19 protein-coding genes and 1 pseudogene are annotated in these 20,636 nt (G+C 50.6%); 16 read left to right on the plus strand and 4 right to left on the minus strand.

All coding sequences use genetic code 11. The features are described from left to right. Positions 1-41 precede the first annotated feature (41 nt). The 3 genes and pseudogenes from NYE37_RS03025 to NYE37_RS03035 form a co-directional block, all read left to right on the plus strand. A complete protein-coding gene (locus tag NYE37_RS03025) occupies positions 42-1,049 on the plus strand; it encodes a FecCD family ABC transporter permease (RefSeq protein WP_037993036.1) in 1,008 nt (335 codons plus the stop codon). Beyond that, the gene (locus NYE37_RS03030; protein WP_340711763.1) at positions 1,046-2,053 is read left to right on the plus strand and encodes a FecCD family ABC transporter permease; all 1,008 of its coding nucleotides are present in this window, start codon (positions 1,046-1,048) and stop codon (positions 2,051-2,053) included. The genes NYE37_RS03025 and NYE37_RS03030 overlap by 4 nt, the downstream gene beginning before the upstream one ends. 440 nt (positions 2,054-2,493) lie before the next feature. Continuing rightward, positions 2,494-2,679, plus strand: a pseudogene (locus NYE37_RS03035) (phospho-sugar mutase); the annotation flags it as partial. A gap of 40 nt (positions 2,680-2,719) precedes the next feature. Here the strand turns inward: NYE37_RS03035 and NYE37_RS03040 are convergent. Continuing rightward, positions 2,720-3,850 (minus strand): NAD(P)/FAD-dependent oxidoreductase, encoded by a 1,131-nt coding sequence (locus tag NYE37_RS03040; protein WP_049720563.1) that lies wholly within the window; start codon positions 3,848-3,850, stop codon positions 2,720-2,722. A gap of 135 nt (positions 3,851-3,985) precedes the next feature. On the opposite strand from NYE37_RS03040, the gene NYE37_RS03045 reads away from it, so the two are divergent. From NYE37_RS03045 to NYE37_RS03060, 4 genes are all read left to right on the plus strand, one after another. Next, positions 3,986-5,164: an NAD(P)/FAD-dependent oxidoreductase gene (locus tag NYE37_RS03045; protein WP_340711764.1), complete on the plus strand. Its 1,179-nt coding sequence runs from the start codon at positions 3,986-3,988 to the stop codon at positions 5,162-5,164. Between the two features lie 2 nt (positions 5,165-5,166). Next, a complete protein-coding gene (gene sigJ / locus NYE37_RS03050) occupies positions 5,167-6,057 on the plus strand; it encodes an RNA polymerase sigma factor SigJ (RefSeq protein WP_340711765.1) in 891 nt (296 codons plus the stop codon). Between the two features lie 323 nt (positions 6,058-6,380). Beyond that, the gene (locus tag NYE37_RS03055; RefSeq protein ID WP_037993027.1) at positions 6,381-6,992 is read left to right on the plus strand and encodes a nitroreductase family protein; all 612 of its coding nucleotides are present in this window, start codon (positions 6,381-6,383) and stop codon (positions 6,990-6,992) included. A gap of 204 nt (positions 6,993-7,196) precedes the next feature. Beyond that, positions 7,197-7,781: an N-acetylmuramoyl-L-alanine amidase family protein gene (locus NYE37_RS03060; RefSeq protein WP_052186595.1), complete on the plus strand. Its 585-nt coding sequence runs from the start codon at positions 7,197-7,199 to the stop codon at positions 7,779-7,781. 59 nt (positions 7,782-7,840) lie between these two features. On the opposite strand, the gene NYE37_RS03065 is transcribed toward NYE37_RS03060, so the two are convergent. Then, complete coding sequence (locus NYE37_RS03065) at positions 7,841-8,278, minus strand: peptidylprolyl isomerase (protein WP_049720560.1); 438 nt, start codon at positions 8,276-8,278, stop codon at positions 7,841-7,843. A 63-nt stretch (positions 8,279-8,341) separates the two neighbouring features. Continuing rightward, positions 8,342-8,611, minus strand: a complete 270-nt coding sequence (locus NYE37_RS03070; protein WP_037993023.1) for a hypothetical protein — start codon at positions 8,609-8,611, stop codon at positions 8,342-8,344. 217 nt (positions 8,612-8,828) lie between these two features. On the opposite strand from NYE37_RS03070, the gene NYE37_RS03075 reads away from it, so the two are divergent. Both NYE37_RS03075 and NYE37_RS03080 read left to right on the plus strand, forming a co-directional pair. Beyond that, a complete protein-coding gene (locus tag NYE37_RS03075) occupies positions 8,829-9,272 on the plus strand; it encodes a CidA/LrgA family holin-like protein (RefSeq protein WP_062843289.1) in 444 nt (147 codons plus the stop codon). Further along, entirely contained in the window at positions 9,196-9,885 is a 690-nt protein-coding gene (locus tag NYE37_RS03080) for an LrgB family protein (protein WP_037993021.1), read from the plus strand. Before NYE37_RS03075 ends, NYE37_RS03080 begins: the two co-directional genes overlap by 77 nt. 37 nt (positions 9,886-9,922) lie before the next feature. On the opposite strand, the gene NYE37_RS03085 is transcribed toward NYE37_RS03080, so the two are convergent. Next, positions 9,923-11,143 (minus strand): MFS transporter, encoded by a 1,221-nt coding sequence (locus NYE37_RS03085; RefSeq protein ID WP_340711766.1) that lies wholly within the window; start codon positions 11,141-11,143, stop codon positions 9,923-9,925. Between the two features lie 134 nt (positions 11,144-11,277). Between NYE37_RS03085 and NYE37_RS03090 the strand changes: the two genes are divergently transcribed. From NYE37_RS03090 to NYE37_RS03120, 7 genes are all read left to right on the plus strand, one after another. Next, on the plus strand, positions 11,278-12,156 hold the full coding sequence (locus NYE37_RS03090; protein ID WP_037993016.1) for a LysR family transcriptional regulator: 879 nt from the start codon (positions 11,278-11,280) through the stop codon (positions 12,154-12,156). A 173-nt stretch (positions 12,157-12,329) separates the two neighbouring features. Then, positions 12,330-13,307 (plus strand): DUF3048 domain-containing protein, encoded by a 978-nt coding sequence (locus tag NYE37_RS03095; protein ID WP_037993201.1) that lies wholly within the window; start codon positions 12,330-12,332, stop codon positions 13,305-13,307. An 82-nt stretch (positions 13,308-13,389) separates the two neighbouring features. Then, the gene (locus tag NYE37_RS03100) at positions 13,390-13,707 is read left to right on the plus strand and encodes a YerC/YecD family TrpR-related protein (protein ID WP_037993013.1); all 318 of its coding nucleotides are present in this window, start codon (positions 13,390-13,392) and stop codon (positions 13,705-13,707) included. Between the two features lie 121 nt (positions 13,708-13,828). Next, complete coding sequence (locus NYE37_RS03105; RefSeq protein ID WP_037993011.1) at positions 13,829-14,539, plus strand: heptaprenylglyceryl phosphate synthase; 711 nt, start codon at positions 13,829-13,831, stop codon at positions 14,537-14,539. A 4-nt stretch (positions 14,540-14,543) separates the two neighbouring features. Continuing rightward, on the plus strand, positions 14,544-16,727 hold the full coding sequence (gene pcrA / locus NYE37_RS03110) for a DNA helicase PcrA (RefSeq protein WP_037993010.1): 2,184 nt from the start codon (positions 14,544-14,546) through the stop codon (positions 16,725-16,727). Next, positions 16,705-18,774, plus strand: a complete 2,070-nt coding sequence (ligA, locus tag NYE37_RS03115) for an NAD-dependent DNA ligase LigA (RefSeq protein ID WP_121874473.1) — start codon at positions 16,705-16,707, stop codon at positions 18,772-18,774. The genes pcrA and ligA overlap by 23 nt, the downstream gene beginning before the upstream one ends. A gap of 142 nt (positions 18,775-18,916) precedes the next feature. Continuing rightward, positions 18,917-20,608 (plus strand): transglutaminase domain-containing protein, encoded by a 1,692-nt coding sequence (locus NYE37_RS03120; protein ID WP_147437079.1) that lies wholly within the window; start codon positions 18,917-18,919, stop codon positions 20,606-20,608. Positions 20,609-20,636: the final 28 nt, after the last annotated feature.

The following is a 20,636-nucleotide window of genomic DNA, read 5'->3' on the forward strand; positions in this document are numbered from 1 at the left end:
GACAGGGTGCCTCTTCCTGATGATAGAAAGATGAGATCAACATGTTGAAAAACCAAAGTTCTTTCCCGTTTGTTTTGAAATTGACGGCCGGGGTGGCCATTCTTTTTCTCTCTTTTGTCATCGCCATGGTGATGGGTGCGGCGGATACCAGTCTCAGGGAAGTGTGGCTGGCGATCACCGGCGGGGAAAAGACGGAGACGGTCACGATGATCCGGGAGATCCGTTTGCCCCGCGAAGTGGCGGCTGTTTTTGTCGGAGCGGCACTATCGGTGGCCGGCGCTGTCATGCAAGGGTTGACAAGAAATCCGTTGGCCGATCCCGGATTGCTGGGCCTGACGGCCGGCGCCAATGCCGCATTGGCTTTCCTGCTTGCTTTTTACCCTTCTGCCGGATACTTTGTCCTTACCATAGCCTGTTTTGTCGGGGCTTTTGCGGGGGTGTGTCTGGTGTTCGGCATCAGCGCGGTGAAAAAAGGCGGTTTTTCGCCTTTTAAAATCGTGTTGGCGGGTGCGGCGGTGACGGCCTTTTTGCAAGGGATTGCGGAAGCCATCGGGTTGTATTTCAAAATTTCCAAAGATGTGTCGATGTGGACGGCCGGCGGACTGATCGGAACTTCCTGGGAACAGCTTCAGGTGATCATTCCGTTTATTGCCGCCGGCATTTTGATCGCTCTTTATCTCTCCCGGCAGTTGACCATCCTCAGTTTGAATGAGGAGGTGGCGGTCGGCTTGGGGCAAAAGACCCGGCAGATCAAAGCGGTTTTGTTCATGGTGGTCACCATCCTCGCCGGCGCCGCGGTGGCGCTTGCCGGCAACATGGCTTTTATCGGCTTGATGGTTCCCCACATCGTCAGGGCGGTGGTGGGCACGGATTACCGTTTTGTTCTTCCCATGTCTGCCGTGTGCGGGGCTGCATTCATGCTTTTGGCCGATACGCTGGGCCGGACGATCCATGCCCCGTTTGAGACACCGGTGACGGCCATTGTATACATACTGGGGCTGCCCTTCTTCCTGTTGATCGTGCGCAAAGGAGGGAAAACCGTTTTATGATCCATCCTTCCGTGTTAAAGAAACAAAAAATCATCATCGGGATCTTGCTTGTCCTGACGGGGATCACCATGGTCCTCAGCCTGGGGCTTGGCCGTTCCTCGGTCTCTTTCGACCGGATTTTGCCGATTCTCTTGGGGGATGGAACCTTTAAAGAAGAATTTGTCTTCTATTCGATTCGCCTGCCGCGGATCGTGGTGACCCTCCTTGCCGGAATGGCTTTGGCTGTGTCCGGAGCCATTTTACAGGGAATTACGCGCAATGATCTGGCTGACCCCGGCATTATCGGCATCAATTCCGGCGCCGGTGTCGGAGTGGCCGTCTTTTTTCTGTTTTTTCCGGTGGAAGCCGGATCGTTAATCTATTTGCTGCCGGTCGTGGCTTTTTTATCCGGCATTTTGACCGCCATCCTTCTTTATCTGTTTTCTTATCAAAAGGGGGCGGGGCTCCAGCCGGCCCGTTTGATTTTGACGGGTGTGGGATTTTACATGGCTTTTTCCGGGGCGATGTTGGTCATTATTTCCTCGGCTGAGCGCGAAAAAGTGGATTTTATTGCACGATGGCTCAACGGGAATATTTGGGGGGAAGATTGGCCGTTCATCTGGGCGCTCCTCCCCTGGCTGTTGGTGTTTATCCCGTTTACCTTTTATAAAGCCAATCAATTAAATCTGTTAAGTTTTAATGATCCGGTCGCCATCGGAGTCGGAATGCCCCTGCAAAAAGAAAGGATGTTCCTGCTGCTTGCGGCTGTGGCGCTTGCGGCTTCCGCCGTATCCGTCACCGGCGGGATTGCTTTTATCGGCTTGATGGCTCCCCATTTGGCGAAAGCCTTGATTGGACCGAGAAATCAGCTGTTTTTGCCGATTGCCCTGTTGATCGGAGGCTGGTTGCTTTTGACGGCCGATACTATCGGACGCAATCTGTTGGAACCGGACGGCATTCCGGCCGGAATTGTGGCATCGCTGATTGGCGCGCCTTATTTTGTTTATTTGTTGCTTCGAAAATAGGAGCCATTTTTTCCGTTGGCCTCGTCCTGCGGGCCCGTGAGAGAAACCGTGCTTTTGTCCCGGGAGGGATGAAAGTGCGGTTTTTTTGAAGGGAAATTTCAGTTTCAGGCCGGATCATGAAAATGATTTGGGGAAAAAGGCGGTGAACCCGCCATGATGAAACCATTGGCGGGAATCAAAATATTGGTTGTGGATGATGAGCCCGACATTATTAAAGATCGGTCTGCAAAATGAAGGATTTGAGGGCCGGACGGCACAGGATGGGATGGAGGCTCTGCAACTCATGAAGTAGTTTCTCCCGCATGTGGTGCTGCTGGATATCATGAAGGGACGGTTCTTTGCCATCTTGAATGGCACGGAAGAAACAGGGCTGCCCCAATTGGAGGGCTGGCGTTATTTGGAGGCTTGGCAGGAGGAAAAGCGGCATCCGGATTACCTGTGTGCTGAAATTTGTGCTGGAGGATGACTCTTGGGTGGCCGCCCGTCCCTCGGGGACCGAGCCGAAGCTGAAGTTTTATTTTGGAGTTAAGGACACCGGAATGGAGAATTGCGAACGGAAAATGGAAAGGTTTAAACAACATCTTTTCCTTCGGGTCAGAGAGGCCATCCAGCAAACAACCGCGTGAGTTTTTTGTGAAGAGGCGATGCCGTTCAGGAGCACCGGAATCAAGGTTCCAGTGCCCCTTTGACATCATACAGGGACAGATCGATGTCCAGTTCCAATCCCAATGCCAGTTTGGCCAGTTGGTTTCCGATAAAAGGTCCCATCGTCAGTCCTGAAGCTCCCAGTCCATTGGCCAACAGGATGCCGTCCCATCCGGGAAGCGGGCCGATGACCGGAAGGAACCCGGGAGTATAGGGACGGAAGCCGACTCTGGTCTCCAGCAAGGTGCTGTGTTCCAGTCCGGGAGCGACGTCCAGCGCTTTTTGAATCACTTCGAACAAGCCGCCGGCAGTGACCCGGGTGTCAAAGTGATCCAAATCATTTTCGTGGGTTGCCCCGACAATGATCCGGTGATCCTCCAGGGTCAGCATGTACTGATCATTGGGCGGCATGATGACCGGCCAATGGTTGGTGGGCGTGTCGGGCAATCGCAAATGGACGATTTGCCCTTTTTGGAAAGTGCCCAAAAAATTTACTCCCAGCGGGGCAAGCAATGATTTTGCCCATGCTCCCGCGCAGACAATCACGATATCCGCCGGAATCACCTCTTTGTCATTTACCCGGACGCCAGTCACCTTTTTTCCCTGGTGCAAGAGCGAGGCGCTTCCCCGGATGAACGATGCACCGTTTTTTTGTGACGCACGGAGCAGGGAGTCGCGGAGGGCGCGGCCATCCACGCGGGCCGCCCCTTCCACATGCAGGGACGAAAAATGGCTGGCAAGCGGAGGAAACCGTTCCCGTGTCTTTTGGGGTGGCAACGGGGTGAGCTTGCCCATTTCCGGTGCGTCCTGCCGGCGTTTTTCGGCCCGTTCTTCCACTTTGGCGAGCCTTTTGGCATCCGTATGAATGCGTAGCGCGCCGACTTTTTTGTAACCAGTTTGTTTTTCCCCGTCTTTTTCCAACCCGGCGATCAGTTGCGAATAAAAACGGGCCCCTTTTTTTGCCAGTTGATACCAGGCTTTGTTTCGCCTCTGTGACAACCAGGGACAAATGATTCCGGCGGCGGCGTCGGTGGCTTGTCCCGGATCTTTGCGGTCGATGATCGTAACCTTCACATCGGCACTCAGTTTGGTCAATTGGTACGCGGCGGAGGCGCCTGAAATTCCGCCTCCGATGACAATCACTTTTTTCATGGTCAACCCTTCTTTTTCAGGATTCGTTTTCCATTATACCGGTTTGGGGAAACAAACTTGAGTCGTGGTGGAGTCTGTCACAAAAACACCGTCTGTTTCGTTTTATTATTAAACAGGGAAAAGGGGATGGGCGGAATGAAGGAAATCACTTGTGTCGTGACAGGGGGCGGGCATGTGGGCCTTCATGCTTTAAAAGAGATCGGTCAGGCGATGAGAAAAGCAGGCAAACCCTTCCGGTTGATTTTGATTGATCCCAAGCCGTTTTATGTACAGAAAGTCCTGTTATTTCAACCGGTTGCCAGAGCTGAAAAGATTGCCTTGGCTTGGGAAGAGGTTCTCCCGGAAAGGGTGGAGCGCATTCAAGGTGAGCTTGTAACCATCGAAAGCCAGGAAAAGCGGATCTTTTTTTGTGATGCAGAGAAAAAGGAGCAATCATTGGACTATGATCTGTTGGTCATTACCGTGGGAAGTGTGGTGAAAAGGCCGGATCCGGAACAAGGCGGAATTTCATTGCACGATTTATCCGCATCGGAAGAGATACGAACCAAGTGGCGCCGGCATTTACAAAAGGCGGTAAACGAGCAAGACCCGGCCGAACGAAAACGATTGCTCTCTGTTGCGGTGGCAGGTGCCGGAATCAGTGGAGTGGAGACATCTGCGGAATTGGCACAGGCCATGCGTTCAGAAGCAGCTCGGTTGGGCATGGATCCCGCGTTGGTCCGGGTTTTTTTGATCAATGCGGAAGAAAGGTTGATGATGAACGGACCAAAGAAATTGGGCCGGAAATTGGAAGCCAAGCTGAACAATTTAGGTGTTACGGTCCTCCATCAACGCAAAGCTTTGTATGAGAAAGACGGAAAGCTGGTACTTTCCGATGGCACGCAACTTTCTGCCGGGTTCACCATTTGGACCTTGGGGCTTGAGCCCCATCCGGTTTTGCGCCAATGTCAACTGCCACTTACTTTGGAGGGAAAAGTGAAAGTGGATGCTTCTTATCGGGTGTCAGGGAAAAGTGCCATCTACAGTATCGGGGATTGTGCACATGTTATCGATCCGGAGAATGGAAAAGCAGACGGGATGACTTGCAAAGAAGGAATCCTGCAAGCAAAACGACTGGGAGAAGTTATTGAAGCTGATTTGAAAAAAAAGCCTGCTCCGATTCATCGGAGATGCCGAAATTTTTTTTGTATCAATTTAGGTCAAAAAGAAGGTTTGGTCTGGGCTGAATACTGCGGAATCGATTGGATCCTGGCGGGGAAAATCGGCAGGTTCATCAGAAAATGGACATGGAAGAAAGCAAGTAACGTAAAATAAAAGTGAAATGGGGGCACAGGAGGGGAGAAGGATATGGGGAAACAATAAAACAACTTTATGAAGAATACAAACCTTTGCTTTGCACCATTGCATATCAATTGACCGGTTCGATGGCTGATGCGGAAGATCTGGTGCAAGATCTCTTTGTCAAACTGACCGGTTTGGATCTCAAGCGCTTGTACGATCCCAAGAATTATCTTTGTAAAATGATCGTCAATCGTTGTTATGATTATCTGGGTTCTGCCCAAAAAAGGCGGGAGCAATATACCGGTCCCTGGCTGCCGGAACCGGTTCCCACAGATGTTGCAGATCCCGGTGCCATGTTACTTAAAAAGGATATGTTGTCTTATGGGATGTTGGTGTTGTTGGAACGGTTGACCCCTGTTGAAAGAACGGTTTTTGTTTTGAGGGAAGCATTGTCTTTTGATTATGCCTCAATTGGAAAAATCGTGGAGAAAAGCGAGGGGAATTGTCGCAAAATTTTGAGCAGGGCGAGAAGGAAAGTGGGAAATCCGGGGAAAGCGATTCGCCGCCGGCAAAACCAAAGAGTATGGATTGAACAGTTTCTTGAAGAATTGCGTCGAGGAAATGTAGAAAAAATCCTTTCCCTCTTGGCGGAAGATGTCGTTGTAACATCTGACGGCGGCGGAAAAGTGACGGCTGCCCTCCGGCTGGTCATTTCTGCCGAAAAGGTGGCACGGTTCTTGTTGGGATTGTTGAGAAAATATCAGGGTGTGCAATACAGGGTGATCGGGATCAATGCAGAGGACGGACTGTTGATCCGTGCGGGTGGACAAATGACTGTCGCCTTGTTTCAACTGGAGGGAGGGAAAATGAAGAAACTTTATCTGGTGCGGAATCCGGAGAAACTCACATCGTTTAAAAACCTCTAGGCCCCGGCTGCCATTTACCGGCTGGCCGGGGATGTTTTTTCAAATGATATCCGATGTGCCACGATGCCGGCGGTTGTGCCATGGCAGGGAAGATCGGCCATCTGCCGGGCAATGGAGGGCGAAAGGAACGGAGAGATCTGCCGCCATTGCATCCATCAGGGATCAGATGGACATGATATGATTTGTTGGGGGTTGACTGGAATCTTGATGGAAATGGCCTGTTGTCAAGTTGTTTATCTTGACATATAATTTTTTGATATATTAAGTAATATGAAAGTATGTTTATCTGTCTAATTTCTATTTAAATTAATCGGGGTGATTGAATGTCAACAACAAAAACCATGGATGCGATTGAAGTGATGAAAGCGCGTTCCACGGTTCGCAAATATGATCCGAATGCAAACATTCCGGAAGAGGAATTGAATGAACTTCTGGAGATTGCCATCCAGGCTCCTTCTGCCTGGAACTTGCAACATTGGCGCTTTCTCGTCATTACATCCAAAGAGATGAAGGAAAAACTGTTGCCCATTTCATACAATCAAGAGCAAGTGGTCGAGGCGGCAGCCACCGTGGCTGTGTTGGGAGACCTGCAAGCGAATGAAACCGCCAAAATCGTCTATAAGGATGCCGGAAAAGACATTTACGATTTAATGATCGGCCAAGTGGAAAAAGCTTATCAAAATGACCGGTTCGCCCGGGATGAGGCTTTTTTGAATGCCGGATTTGCCGCCATGCAGCTGATGTTGGCAGCCAAAGCCAAAGGGTATGACACTTGTCCGATCGGAGGATTTAACCGGGAAAAATTTGTGGAGGAATTCCGGGTTCCGGATCGTTATGCGCCCGTTATGCTGATCACGATCGGCAAAGCGGCGGCTCCGGCCCGGCCGACGACCCGTTTGCCTTTGGATCAGGTTGTGGTGAAGGAAAGTTTTTAAAACGTATCCCGATGTAACTGAAAACCGGAACACGGGAGGGGTTCGGAAGAAGACCGGCCCCTCCCGTTTTTTATTGCAAAAGAGGCACCGAAACGATCCGGTGTTTTGTTTTTGTTCATATCCTTTTGGGAATCGGTGTTTTTAAAGAAGCGATGTGGGGAAAAAGTATGAACATGGAGCATTGTCTTACGTGAGGTGAGAATCATGCTGGTGTGCCTTGACCCGGGACATGGGGGAGAGGATTTGGGTTCGGTGGGTTATTCTCTGGCTGAAAAGGATGTTTGTTTGGAAATTGCTTTTCGCGTTCGCCGCAAGTTGTTAAATTATGAAGGGTTGTCCGTGACCATGACCCGGTCTGTGGATACCCACGTGAGTGCCCGGGAAAGGATTGAGTGGGCGAACCGTCAGAATGCGGACTTATTTTTAAGCATCCATACCAATGCTTCCCCTGATCCCACCATGTCCGGGTTTGCCTCTTATGTGAGCGTGATTGCAGGATTGGAAGAGAGAAAAATCCAGTGCTGGCTTCATAATCAGCTGACCAGCTTTTTAAGAAAATACGGCGTGATGGATTTGGGAAAGAAAAATGACACAGAGACGGCGGAAGGGAAAATCCAGGAATTGCGCGGGGTGAACATGCCCGCGATCACGGTGGCTTCGTTGTTTATCACCCACATGCGGGAAAACCATCTTCTTTCAGACGCCCGGTTTTTGGATCAATACGCAGAAACGATTACGGAAGGGATTGCCCGGATTCATCAGTGCCAAAAGAAAGAAAAAATCCGGTGAACGAAAGAGGGGCATAAAAAAACTGCCGGCCTTACGGTCAAGGCCGACAGTTTTTTTATTTATTCTTCCCAGACTTTGACTTCTTTCATGACCGTTCCGGGCTGCATGTTCAGCACGTGCTCCATTCCTTTGATCACCATGCCGAAAACGGTGTGCACCCCGTCCAAATGCGGCTGGGATTCATGAACAATGAAAAATTGGCAAGATCCGGTGTCTTTCCCGCGATGCGCCATCGATACGGCTCCGGGCACATGGCGGTGCGGATTGTTTTTCGTTTCGCAAGGAATGGTGTATCCGGCATCGCCGTTTCCCAGCCCGTTGGGGCAGCCTCCCTGGCTGACAAATCCCGGAATCACCCGGTGAAAGTTGAGCCCGTTGTAAAAGCCCTCATTGGCCAGTTTGCGAAAGTTATTGACCGTGATGGGAGCTTCATCCGGGAAAAATTCGATTTCGATGATTCCTCCGTTTTCAAGCAAAATTTCACCTTTGACTGTCATTGGATTCACTCCTCGTTGATGGACGTATTTATTTTACCTTGTTTTTGCAAGGAAAAGAAGCGGTCATTTTTTGTTTTTTGCTTCTTCGGCCAAGCGGGCTCCTTCGTTTTTGATGACTCTTTCCACTTCCGACATTTGCTTGACGGGATCGGGCATGCGCCTGATTTTTCTCAAGTCGTGCTCCAGAAACTGCACTCTTCCCCCTTGCCCGGTATGGACATAACGTGCAACGCTGGCGAGAAGTTCTTCATCTCCGTTTTTGATGACATAACGAATTACGTAAAACGGGTGTTGCTGTTCTTCCACCCCGCGTGTTTCCACTGGATAAGCCATCGAATTCCCCCTGATTTTGAGGTTTCCTTTATTGTACCAATGATGAAAAAAATGTACAGTGAAATAAGTCACCGCCTTAAAGTCCCTTGGGGGAATGAAAACGGGAAGCATATTGCGGGACCGGGATATTTGTGTGATAGTAAAGATAGAAGGTTATTCTCTTGTTATATAACAATCTCTCCCAAAAAAGAGAATACACAGGAAGAAGGGTTCATCCATGTTTGCGCAGATGTTGAAAACCGTCTTGCAAATCGGCGGGATTTACCTTTTTTATGAGACGGGCATGTGGATCCAGCAGAAGTTCCATGTCCCGATCCCGGGCAGTATGATCGGATTGTTTCTATTGTTCATTTGTTTGTCCACCGGCATGGTCCGGGTCAAGCGGCTGCAATCAGGGGCGGATGCATTGCTTTCCTGGTTGCCGCTTTTGTTTCTGCCCTCTGTCATCGGGGTGATCGAATATGGCGGCTTTTTGAAACAACACGGGTTGCAAGCCGTGGCCGTGGTTTTCATCAGTACCGTGCTGGTCATGTGTTTATCCGGATGGCTGGCACAATGGCTTGCCATGCGAAAGGAGGGTGTGGATGAAAGAGTGGATCAGCGGGGGAATATCCATCGGTGTCACGCTCGCGGTGTTCATCGCGATGAAACGTCTGTATAAACGCTTCCCGTCGCCGTTTTTGCTGCCCCTTTTGACTTCGGCAGTGTTTCTGATCAGCTTGTTGCTTTTATTCCAAATTCCTTATGATGTCTATATGACCGGCGGACGGTGGCTGGACGGGTTTCTGGGTCCGGCGGTGGTGGCGATGGCGATCCCGCTGTATCGTCACCGACGGGTCGTGAAACGTTATCTTGCTTCGATACTGGTCAGTGTGATTTCCGGTTGTTTCACCGCCGTGTTGAGCGGATACTTTTTGGCGGAGGCATTCGGGGTGGACCGCCGTCTTCTTTACACGTTGTTGCCGAAATCCGTGACCACGCCGGTGGCCATGGACTTGGCCAAGCTTTCGGGAGGCATCCCCTCTCTGGCCGCCTTATTTGTGATTGTGGCCGGACTGATCGGGGCTGTGTTGGGCCCGTATTTGATGAAATGGTGCAAGATCACCCATTACTTGGGCATAGGCATCGGATTTGGCAGTGCTTCCCATGCGATTGGAACGTCCAAAGCACTGGAGATCGGGGAAAAGGAAGGAACCGCCAGTTTGGTGGCCATGACCCTGTGTGCCATTTTGACTTCCCTCTTGATTCCCGTCTTGCTCCGGTTTTTGCATTAAAAAACAGGAACCCCGTAAGGTTCCTGTTTTTCTGGTTTCAACCGGTCAGGCGGACGGAATTTTCCTTGTGGGAGAGACGAAGCGACCGGGTTAACGTAAGAGTCAACAACACAGTGGCGATCAAGAGGACGGAGATCATGAAAATCACCCCGTACCAACCAAAGCGGGTCAAAAAGAACCCGCCGGCCCATCCCAAGAGGCTGGAGCCGGTGTAATAAAACAACAGGTATAAAGAAGAAGCGTACACTTTGATCCGGGGGTCTGCGATCATCCCGACCCATCCGCTGGCAAGGCTGTGTCCGGCGAAAAATCCGGCTGCAAACAAGATCAAGCCGGCCATCAACAAAAAGAGATTTCCGGTGCAGGTCAAAAGGGCACCGGCCAATGCCATGACCACCCCGCTGATCAAGAGGGAGGATCGCGAGTGGTTTTCTGTCAGTTTCCCGAAGAAATACGAACTCCACGATCCGGAAAGTTGAAAAATAAATAAAAAGCCGATCGCCGTTTGGCTCAATTGATACGGAGGATTGGACAAAGGAAAAGCGATGTAGTTAAACAATGTAATGTAGGCGCCGAGCAGCAAAAAGGCCATGGCGTAAATGGACAACAGATATTTGTTTTTCATTCCGCCGATCATGCCTGAAATCCAGTTGGAAAAAGAGAGTTGTTCTTTTTTGAAATGTTTGGATTCAGGAAGCAAAACGAAAAACAGCGCACTGCATAAAAAACTGAAAATCCCCAGCGCAAGGGCGCCCGCCTGCCAAGAATAAAAGTCGGCAAAAACACTGACCCATATTCTCCCAAAGAAACCGCCCACTGCATTGCCGCTCACATAAATCCCCATGATGCGCCCGATGTGTTTCGGTGAGATTGCTTCATTCAGATAAGTGATGGCAACGGATGGAAATCCGCTCATCGCCAGTCCCTGGAAAACCCGCAAAAAAACCAGGGTTTTGAAATCCGGGGTGAATGCCGTGGCGATTCCCGCCAAGGATGCCAACAACAAAGACACTCCCATGATTTTTTTCCGGCCCCAGGCATTGGAAAAAACTGTGAGAATCAACATTCCGACGGCCAGTGAAAAGGTGGCCAGCGAAACAGACAAACTGGCATGAGACGGGGAGATTCCCATTTGTGAGGCAAACGCATTGATCAATGTTTGCGGATAATACAGCTGGGCAAAAGTCACCATGCTCCCCAACAGCATGCAAACAAAAATCCGGTAATATTCACTGCTGCCGGATTCGACATATTTCATGAAGCACCTCTCCTCATTGTGAAGCTGTTGCTTTGGTTTTTAGTGTACTTCCGGCAGGCTGATGTGTCTATTGCATTATATTTATTTAAATGATAATTTTTTGCTATCAATAAAGAGAAAGAGGTTATCGAAGAATGGAATGGCAGCAGCTGGAATACTTTTGTCAAGTGGCCAAAACCGAGCACTTCCGGAAAGCGGCAAACCGGCTGGGCATTTCCCAACCGGCTCTCAGCCGTTCCATGGCCAAACTGGAAGAAGAGTTGGGGGTGCCGCTGTTTGACCGGGTCGGCCGTTCCGTCAAGCTGAATGCCTTCGGCCGGGTTTTTTTGAAACGGGTGGAAAATGCGCTCAATGAAATTTCCGTCGGGGTTCAGGAGATTGAACAATTGAAAAACCCGGATACCGGGAAGGTTTCGGTGGCCTTTCTCCGCACGTTGGGTGTCACGGTTTTGCCGGAGTTGATCCGCAGCTTTAACCAAAAATATCCCCGGGTGGAAATTCAACTGATCCAAAGCACCATTTCAAGAAGCGTGGAGCTGTTGAAGGCCAGGGAGGTTGATTTGTGCCTGATCAGTTCGTATGCGTTTCCGCCTGGCATTCAGTGGCATCCGCTGATGGAACAGGAATTGTTTTTGTATGTTCCGGCGAACCACCGGCTGGCTGCAAAAGACTCTGTGGATCTGAAGGAGATTGGCGGCGAAAGCTTTGTCGGTTTTCGGCAAGGATTGGAGATGAGGGAACGGATCACCTATTTTTGCCGGAAAGCCGGTTTCACCCCGGTCATGAAATTTGAAGGCGAAGATGTATCGACGTTGGCCGGGTTGGTTTCAGCCGGATTGGGCGTGACGTTGATCCCGGAATACCGGGGCATCAGCGAGGCCAAGATCAAAAAGATTTCCGTTCGGAATCCAAGATGTTACCGGAAGATCGGATTGACTTGGTTGAAAGACAATCCGTTATCCCCGTCCGCTGAGCGGTTTCGTTCCCATGTGATTGAATGGTTTGCAACCTGAGACGCGGCGGTTTTAAAACAGCCGGTTCTCATTTTTGCGGGCTGGCGCCTGGCAGTTTGCCCGTTGCTATGCTTTGCCTTGTTGCATACCCTGTCAGCAGGTTTTCTGAACAGGAAGGGATGAAACCGTTTGAAAAAGAAGAATTCAATATCGATTTCAAGTGGAGGGATTTGGTGAAAAGAAATTTCGGAATTGCGAGTCTTTTAATCGCTGTCTTGCTGGTTGCCTGTCAGCCTGATTCCGCCCCCGTCACCCGGCCAGAAAAACCGGTACGTCTGATGAGTCCCATCACCGGCACTCCTGTTGAGAAAGAGGAACCCAAACCCGTGATCATGGCCATGATCAACAACCATCCAGCGGCCCGTCCGCAATCCGGGCTTCAATTGGCGGATGTGGTGGTGGAGATTTTGGCGGAAGGAGAGATCACCCGGTTCGCGGCTTTTTATTATAACCGGTTGAACGGGGTGATCGGTCCGGTCCGGAGTGTCCGGGATTATTATCTGGACCTGGCGGACGGAACCGGGGCGGTGGTGGCGCATGCCGGCGGTTCCCCGTCTGCGTTAAACCGGATCCGTGAGGAGAAAAAGCCGGCGATCGACGGGGTCCATCAAGACGAAAAACATTTTTTCCGCGTCGATTTTCGCAAACCGCCGCATAACCTGTATGCCCGGTTGGAAGAATTGAGCCGGGTTGCAAAGCAACGGGATTATCCCGATTACAGTGGAAAGCCGGCTTACCAGTTTTCCGGTGAAGCGGTCACCGGCGGGGGAAAGGCCGCCGGGAAGGTCCGCCTCATTTACCATAAATTGTACGAAGCCGGGTATCAATATGATCCGGCCAAGCAGCAATATGTCCGCTACACCGAAGGCGAGATGCAAACCGATAGGGAAACCGGGGAGCCGGTCACCATGCAAAATGTACTCGTGATTTTTGCCAAACACAAGGTATTGGATTATGTGGGACACCGGGCGGTGGATATTACGGGGCAGGGGAAAGGTTATTTGCTCCAGCAGGGGAAGGCGGTCCCGGTCGAATGGAAGTACCGGGACGGATGGATCGTTCCTTACCGTGACGGAAAAGAATGCACGTTGCTGCCCGGGAAAACATGGATCAATGTTTTGCCGGAGACCGGAGAGGTTCTTCTCCAATAACCTCTTATTTTCTGCTATACTTATCAGAGGCATAACTTTAAAGGGCGAAAGGACTTCCTTCTACCTCGAGGAGGAATGATGAATGCAACTGAATAAACTGAACAAAAAAGAAGTGGATCAACTTTTTCAGGCAATCTTGCAACTTGAAACCATTGATGAATGTTACCGTTTTTTTGAAGATTTATGTACTGTCGGGGAGATCAAGTCACTGGCGCAACGGTTGGAAGTGGCCCGGATGCTCGAAGATGGTTGCACTTATAACCAGATTGAAACCGAAACGGGCGCCAGCACGGCAACGATATCCCGTGTCAAACGCTGTCTCCACTACGGTACCGACGGTTATTTGCTCGCCTTGGAACGTTTAAAAGAAGCGAAGGAAGAAAAATCCCCTGAAAAATGATAATACGGATGACTTTTTGCTGAAAGGCTGTGTTTTCCTGTACGGATCACAGCCTTTGTTTTCTTTTCATTTTCTCTGCGGTGTATAATAGGGATTGTAGGTTTCGGGCGGGGGGAAAAGTATGATAAAAAAAGTGAAGAAATGGAGACATGTCTTTAAATTGGACCCCAACCGGCGGCTTTCTGATCTGGCACTGGAAAAGATTTGCCAATCCGGAACTGATGCGATTATAGTTGGGGGAACGGATGGAATTACGTTTCAAAACACATGGCAATTGCTTGAACGGATACAGAAATATCAAGTGCCTTGTGTGCAGGAAATTTCGACGATGAAGGCGATTGTACCCGGATTTGACGGTTATCTCATTCCATCGGTGTTAAACACCGATCAAGCCAAGTGGATTCATGGGGCGCACCTGGAGGCCATCCGGCGTTACGGGAGCAGCATTCCCTGGGAGCAGGTTTTGTTGCTCGGATATGTGATTTTAAATCCAGGGGCCAAGGTGAGCCGCTTGACACAGGCCAAAGCGGACCTGACCGAAGAAGAAGCGGCCGGCTATGCCGATTTGGTGGAAAATTTGTTCCGGTGGCCGGTGCTTTATGTTGAATACAGCGGGACCTTTGGCGAGGAGAAAAAGGTGCGGGCCATTCGCCGAAAATTAAAGCAGACCCGGTTGTTTTACGGGGGAGGCATCACCAACGAAGAGCAGGCGAAAACCATGGCCCGGTGGGCCGATACCGTTGTCGTGGGTAATGTGGTTTACACCAATGTGGAAAAAGCGGTTCAAACCGTGACATGGGTCAAAGAAACAAAGTTGCAGGAGAAAGGGTGAGCTGATGCTTAACCAGTTGTCGACGGAGACGTTGCTTGAGGGCTTGAACCCGATGCAGCGAAAAGCAGTGGAAACCACCGAAGGCCCCGTTCTGATCGTGGCCGGGGCCGGAAGCGGAAAAACCCGGGTTTTGACACACCGCGTGGCTTATCTTCTCAGTGAAAAACAGGTTCACCCCTGGAATATTTTGGCGATCACCTTTACCAACAAAGCGGCGCGCGAAATGAAAGAACGCATCGTCTCTTTGGTGGGGCCCCGGGCGGAAGAGATCTGGATCTCCACCTTCCATGCGATGTGCGTGCGCATTTTGCGGCGGGATATTGACCAGCTGGGGATGTCGCGCAACTTCACCATTCTGGACACTTCGGACCAATTGAGCGTGATTAAACAAGTTTTAAAGGAAGAAAATCTGGATCCCAAAAAGTTTGAGCCGCGTTCCCTTTTGAATCAAATCAGCCATGCGAAGAATCAATTGGCCGGGCCGGCAGAAATGAAACAGGGTGCGCGCAACTTTTTCGAACAGGTGGCAGCAGATGTTTACGAAAAATACCAAGAGAAATTGCGGGCCAATCAATCCTTGGATTTTGACGATTTGTTAATGGAAACCGTCCGGCTTTTCAAATCGCGGCCCGAGGTGAAAGAGTATTACCAGCGCAAATTCAAGTACATTCATGTGGATGAGTATCAGGATACAAACCATGCCCAATATGTATTGGTTCAAATGCTGGCGGAACATCACCGGAATATTTGCGTGGTCGGTGATTCGGACCAATCGATTTACCGTTTCCGGGGAGCGGATATAAGGAACATTCTCCATTTTGAACAGGATTATCCGGATGCGGTGCAAATCAAGCTGGAGCAAAATTACCGTTCCACCAAAAACATCCTCCAAGCCGCCAATCATCTCATTGCCCACAACACGGAACGGAAACCCAAAGAATTGTGGACGGCCAATGAGGAAGGAAGCAAGATTCAATTGTTTGAAGCCGGTACTGAGCAGGAAGAAGCCTTCTATATTGCCGAAACCATTTCAAACGGCATCAAACAAGGAAAACGGTATTCCGATTATGCTGTGTTGTACCGGACCAATGCACAATCACGGGTGATCGAGGAAGTGATGATGAAATCCAACATTCCTTACACCGTGGTTGGCGGCATCAAGTTCTACGAACGAAAAGAGATTAAAGATTTGTTGGCATATTTGCGTCTGATTGTCAATCCCCATGATGATCTGAGCCTTTCTCGCATCATCAATGTGCCCCGCCGCGGTGTCGGAGCGGCTTCGCTGGAGAAAATCCAAAATTATGCAGTGCAAAACGGCATTTCCATGTTTGAAGCGCTGTTGGAGATGGAGCACATCGGACTGTCCAAGCGGACCCTGAAGCCGCTGGAAACCTTTGTCGGATTTGTGCGCGAGCTTCATGCCATGATTGAATATCTGTCAGCCGTGGAAATGACGGAAGAAGTGTTGCAACGAAGCGGCTACAGAGAAGAATTGAAAAAAGAGAAGACCATCGAAGCGGCGAGCCGGCTGGAAAACATTGATGAATTTTTATCGGTCGCCCAAGAGTTCGAGAAAAGAAATGAAGACAAAACATTGATCAGCTTTTTGACGGATTTGGCTTTGATTTCGGATGTGGACCAGCTGGATGAAGAGGAGGAAAAAAATGCGGAATCCGTGGCGTTGATGACATTGCACAGCGCCAAAGGACTCGAGTTTCCGCATGTCTTTTTGGTCGGCTTGGAAGAAGGGATTTTCCCTCACATGCGTTCACTGGATGACGAGTCGGAGATGGAAGAAGAAAGGCGGCTGGCCTATGTGGGGTTGACCCGTGCGGAGAAAGTGCTTCACCTGACACGGGCCCGGACGCGGACGATTTTTGGGCAAACCAGTTCCAATCTGCCTTCCCGTTTTTTGAGGGAAATTCCGGCAGGGTTGTTTGAAGAAGCCGGACAGAAAAAGGAAGCGCCGACGCCAAGCCGAAGCTTCAGGAAAGTGGCACGGCCGGCACCCAATCCGGAACGCAACTGGCAGGTCGGGGACAAAGCCGTCCACAAAAAATGGGGGGTCGGCACGGTCGTCAAAGTGCAGGGGGAAGGCGACGACATGGAGTTGAACATTGCATTTCCCGCTCCGGTCGGGGTGAAAAAATTATTGGCCAAATATGCTCCCATCACGAAAGAATGATGAACAGGAGGATGAAGTTGGATTGAAGCTGGAAGAGGCAAAGAAACGCGTGCTGGAATTGCATGATGAAATCAATGAACATAACCACCGGTATTATGTTTTGGATGATCCGGCCATTTCCGATGCCGAGTATGACCGGTTGATGCGCGAGCTCATGGCATTGGAAGAGAAATTTCCCGAACTGAAAACCCCGGATTCCCCCACCCAGCGGGTTGGCGGAGAACCGCTTCCTTATTTTGAAAAAGTCGAGCACACCGCCCCTATGCTCAGTTTGGGGAACGCTTTTGACGAGCAGGATTTGCGTGATTTTGACGAGCGTGTGAGAAAAGCGGCCGGCCGCCAAAATGTCCGTTATGTTTGCGAGTTGAAAATCGACGGGTTGGCAGTTTCCGTCAAATATGAAGACGGCCGTTTTGTCTTGGGATCCACCCGGGGGGATGGCATCACCGGGGAAGATATCACGCAAAACTTAAAAACGATCCGGTCCCTGCCTTTGCGCATCAACGAACCGCTTTCCATCGAAGTTCGCGGGGAAGCGTACATGCCGCGGCGGGCTTTTGAACGCTTGAACCGGGAACGGGCCGAAAACGGGGAACCTTTATTTGCCAACCCGCGCAATGCGGCAGCCGGTTCGCTTCGCCAGCTGGATCCCAAATTGGCGGCCCGGCGGACGCTGGATTTGTTTGTTTATGAGATCGGACAATTGGAAGGCCATACCGTCCAAACCCACACCGAAGGGCTTCAATTTTTGGAGACGTTGGGCTTTAAGGTGAATCCGGCCCGGCAGACGGTGGAATCCGTGGAGGAAATGCTGGCTTTCATTGAAAAATGGGGAAAGAACCGCCCGGATCTTCCTTACGAGATTGACGGCATTGTGATCAAAGTCGATGAATTGGCGTTAAGAAAACAGATGGGGAACACCGCCAAAAGCCCCCGTTGGGCCATTGCCTATAAATTCCCGGCGGAAGAAGCCGTCACCCGTCTTTTGGACATCACCCTGAATGTCGGTCGGACCGGCGTGGTGACACCGACTGCCGTTTTGGAGCCGGTCAGCCTGGCCGGAACCACCGTCCAACGAGCTTCTCTGCATAACGAAGACTTGATCCGTGAAAAAGATATCCGGATCCATGATTATGTGGTGGTGAAAAAAGCAGGAGACATCATTCCGGAAGTGGTGGGCGTTCTCACCGAAAAGCGCACCGGCGGAGAAAAAGCGTTTTCCATGCCGGAACACTGTCCGGAGTGTGGCAGCGGGCTGGTCCGCCTTGAAGGTGAAGTGGCGCTTCGCTGCATCAATCCCGAATGTCCGGCGCAGACTCGGGAAGGCATCATCCATTTTGTTTCGCGTGGTGCGATGAATATCGAAGGGCTGGGCGAAAAAGTGGTGACCCAGCTGTTTAACCACGGTTTGGTGCGAAGCGTGGCGGATCTTTATTACCTTGAAAAAGAAGATTTGTTACAGCTGGAGAGAATGGGAGAAAAATCGGTCCAAAACCTTCTGGAAGCCATTGAAAAAAGCAAACGGAATTCGCTGGAACGGTTGTTGTTCGGGCTGGGGATCCGTTTTGTCGGAGCCAAAGGGGCCAAAATTCTGGCGCAACACTTCAAGCATATGGATGCCCTGATGGAGGCGGGCATGGAAGAATTGCTTGCCTTGGATGAGATCGGGCCGAAAATGGCAGACAGCGTGGTCACCTACATGGAAAAACCGGAAGTCCGGGAAACGATCAATCGTTTGAAAGAAGCCGGCGTGAATATGGAATACAAAGGGCCGGGTGCGGATGGAGAAAAAGCCGTTGCATCATCACCGTTGGCCGGAAAGACGGTCGTCATCACAGGAACATTGCAGAAGATGTCCCGCAAAGAGGCAACGGACCTGCTCGAATCGTTGGGGGCCAATGTCACCGGAAGCGTCAGCAAAAAGACGGATTTGTTGGTTGCCGGCGAAAAAGCGGGCTCCAAACTGGACAAAGCGAAAAAATTGGATGTGACGATTTGGGATGAAGAAACGTTGTTGAGCCATTTGCCGGAAGAAGTGCGGGTATAAAAAATGGCCGGGGTCTTGTGTGTCAAAGACCCCGGCCATTTGCTTTTTTTATTTTAAACCGGCGGCGAAAAAGAAGGGTTTTTCACAATGCAAAAGAAAATGGAATAGCAAAGGAAAAAATTGTGAAAGGCCGGAGAAGGGTATGAGTTGGAAGTGGTTTTCGGCAGGTTGTGCGTTGTTGACGGCTTGTCTGCTCGGAGTGGCCGCATATCAGGACAAAGAGGCTTTGGACCGGACCTGGACCCGGGGATCGGAAAAACTGGTGTTCAGCAAACAGGCCAATCCGGGCTCGGATTTTCAAGGCAGAGAAAAAATCCGGTTAGAGGATTATGCCCAAAAACTGAACGCCAAACTGGAACAGCCTCAATGGGAACCGGTGCAGGCCGAATCCGTTTTTACGGTTTCCGGAACCATCGAAAAGACAGAAAACCTGGCGGTTCCATACATATGGGTGCACATCGAGTACCAAGGGGAGCCCAAACAGGGATTGCCCAAAACATTGGATGAATATATTCCCGTGGAAAACGGGCGGTTCGGGAAAAGTCTCCGGCTGTTTCAGGGGAAAGGGGATTATCGCGTTTATCTCCGGCTTCCGGACCGGGAAGAAAAAGATTACTTTTATTTGATGGCGGCTTTTACTGTCCACAATGCTTCCGACACGTTGGCACGGGATGTGGCATACAGCATGCAAGCCCGGGAAGCCGAACTGAATCTCTCTTCCCCGCAGTCAGGGTATGTCCGGTCGGACCAGGCCGTCCCGATCCGCGGAGAGGTCAAAAAATCCGTGAAAAAACTGCTGGTGCAATTGAAAAAAGGAAATCAATCCTGGGAACGGGTCATCCGGGTCACCGACGGCAAGTTTCAGGAGCAGATCCCTTTGTTGTTCGGGCAGGGGGTGCATCAGCTTGATGTGATGGTTCCCGACCCGGAAAAATGGGGTTCGTTCCGGGAAGGAGCCACGCTGTATGTGGAACACACGAAAAACATCAAGCGGGAACCGGTTGCCTATACTGATCTTTATGCCCAAAGGGGCATTCAATTGGAAACGCCGGTGGCCAGCGGCGATACGGCCGGCTTGTCCTACCGCGTTGCCGGACGGATTGATGCGACGGCACCTTATGCAAAAGAGACCACCCATCTGATTGTCAAAACCAAAAAAGATGGAGAAGAGGCAACCTATTTTCTGCCGGTGAACAATTTCCGCTTTGATGACCGGATATGGCTGAGGTTTGGTCCCGGAAAATATGAAGTGAACCTGTATGTTCCGGAAATCACAACGGAGAAACGGGATTATTTCCGTTTTTTTAAAGTGGCCCGGTTTGAGGTGAACAGTTCGGCAAAGCAGGATCTCCGGTATTTGCTTCCGTCCAGAGGCATTGAGTCCGACAGTGCGGAGATTCAAAACCGGTCCGGACAACTGGTGAACGGAGCTTCCACACCGCGGGAAAAGGCGAAGGCGATCTATGATTATGTTGCAAAAAACATGACGTATGACATGGAAAAGTACCGGAAAAATGAATTCCATTGGTCGGACAGCGCGATCAAGTCGTTGCGCACAAAAAAGGGTATTTGCCAGGATTACGTGTTTTTGACGATTGCGCTTTTAAGATCCGCCGGTTTGCCAGCCCGTTTTGTGGAAGGAAAAGCGGGGGGACAACGCCATGCCTGGGTGGAAGTCCGGGTGGATGGGCGATGGCTGGTCATGGATCCGACATGGGGTTCCGGGTACATAACGAAAGAGGGAACGTTCCAAAAAAGATATGATTCCCGTTATTTTGATCCTCCTTCTTCCTTACTGGACAAAACACATCGCCGCACGGGCATTGTTTATTGACAAAACAGGGAACGGACGTGCATGCCGT

Source organism: Thermoactinomyces sp. FSL K6-2592 (assembly GCF_038006465.1).
Lineage (GTDB): Bacteria > Bacillota > Bacilli > Thermoactinomycetales > Thermoactinomycetaceae > Thermoactinomyces > Thermoactinomyces vulgaris.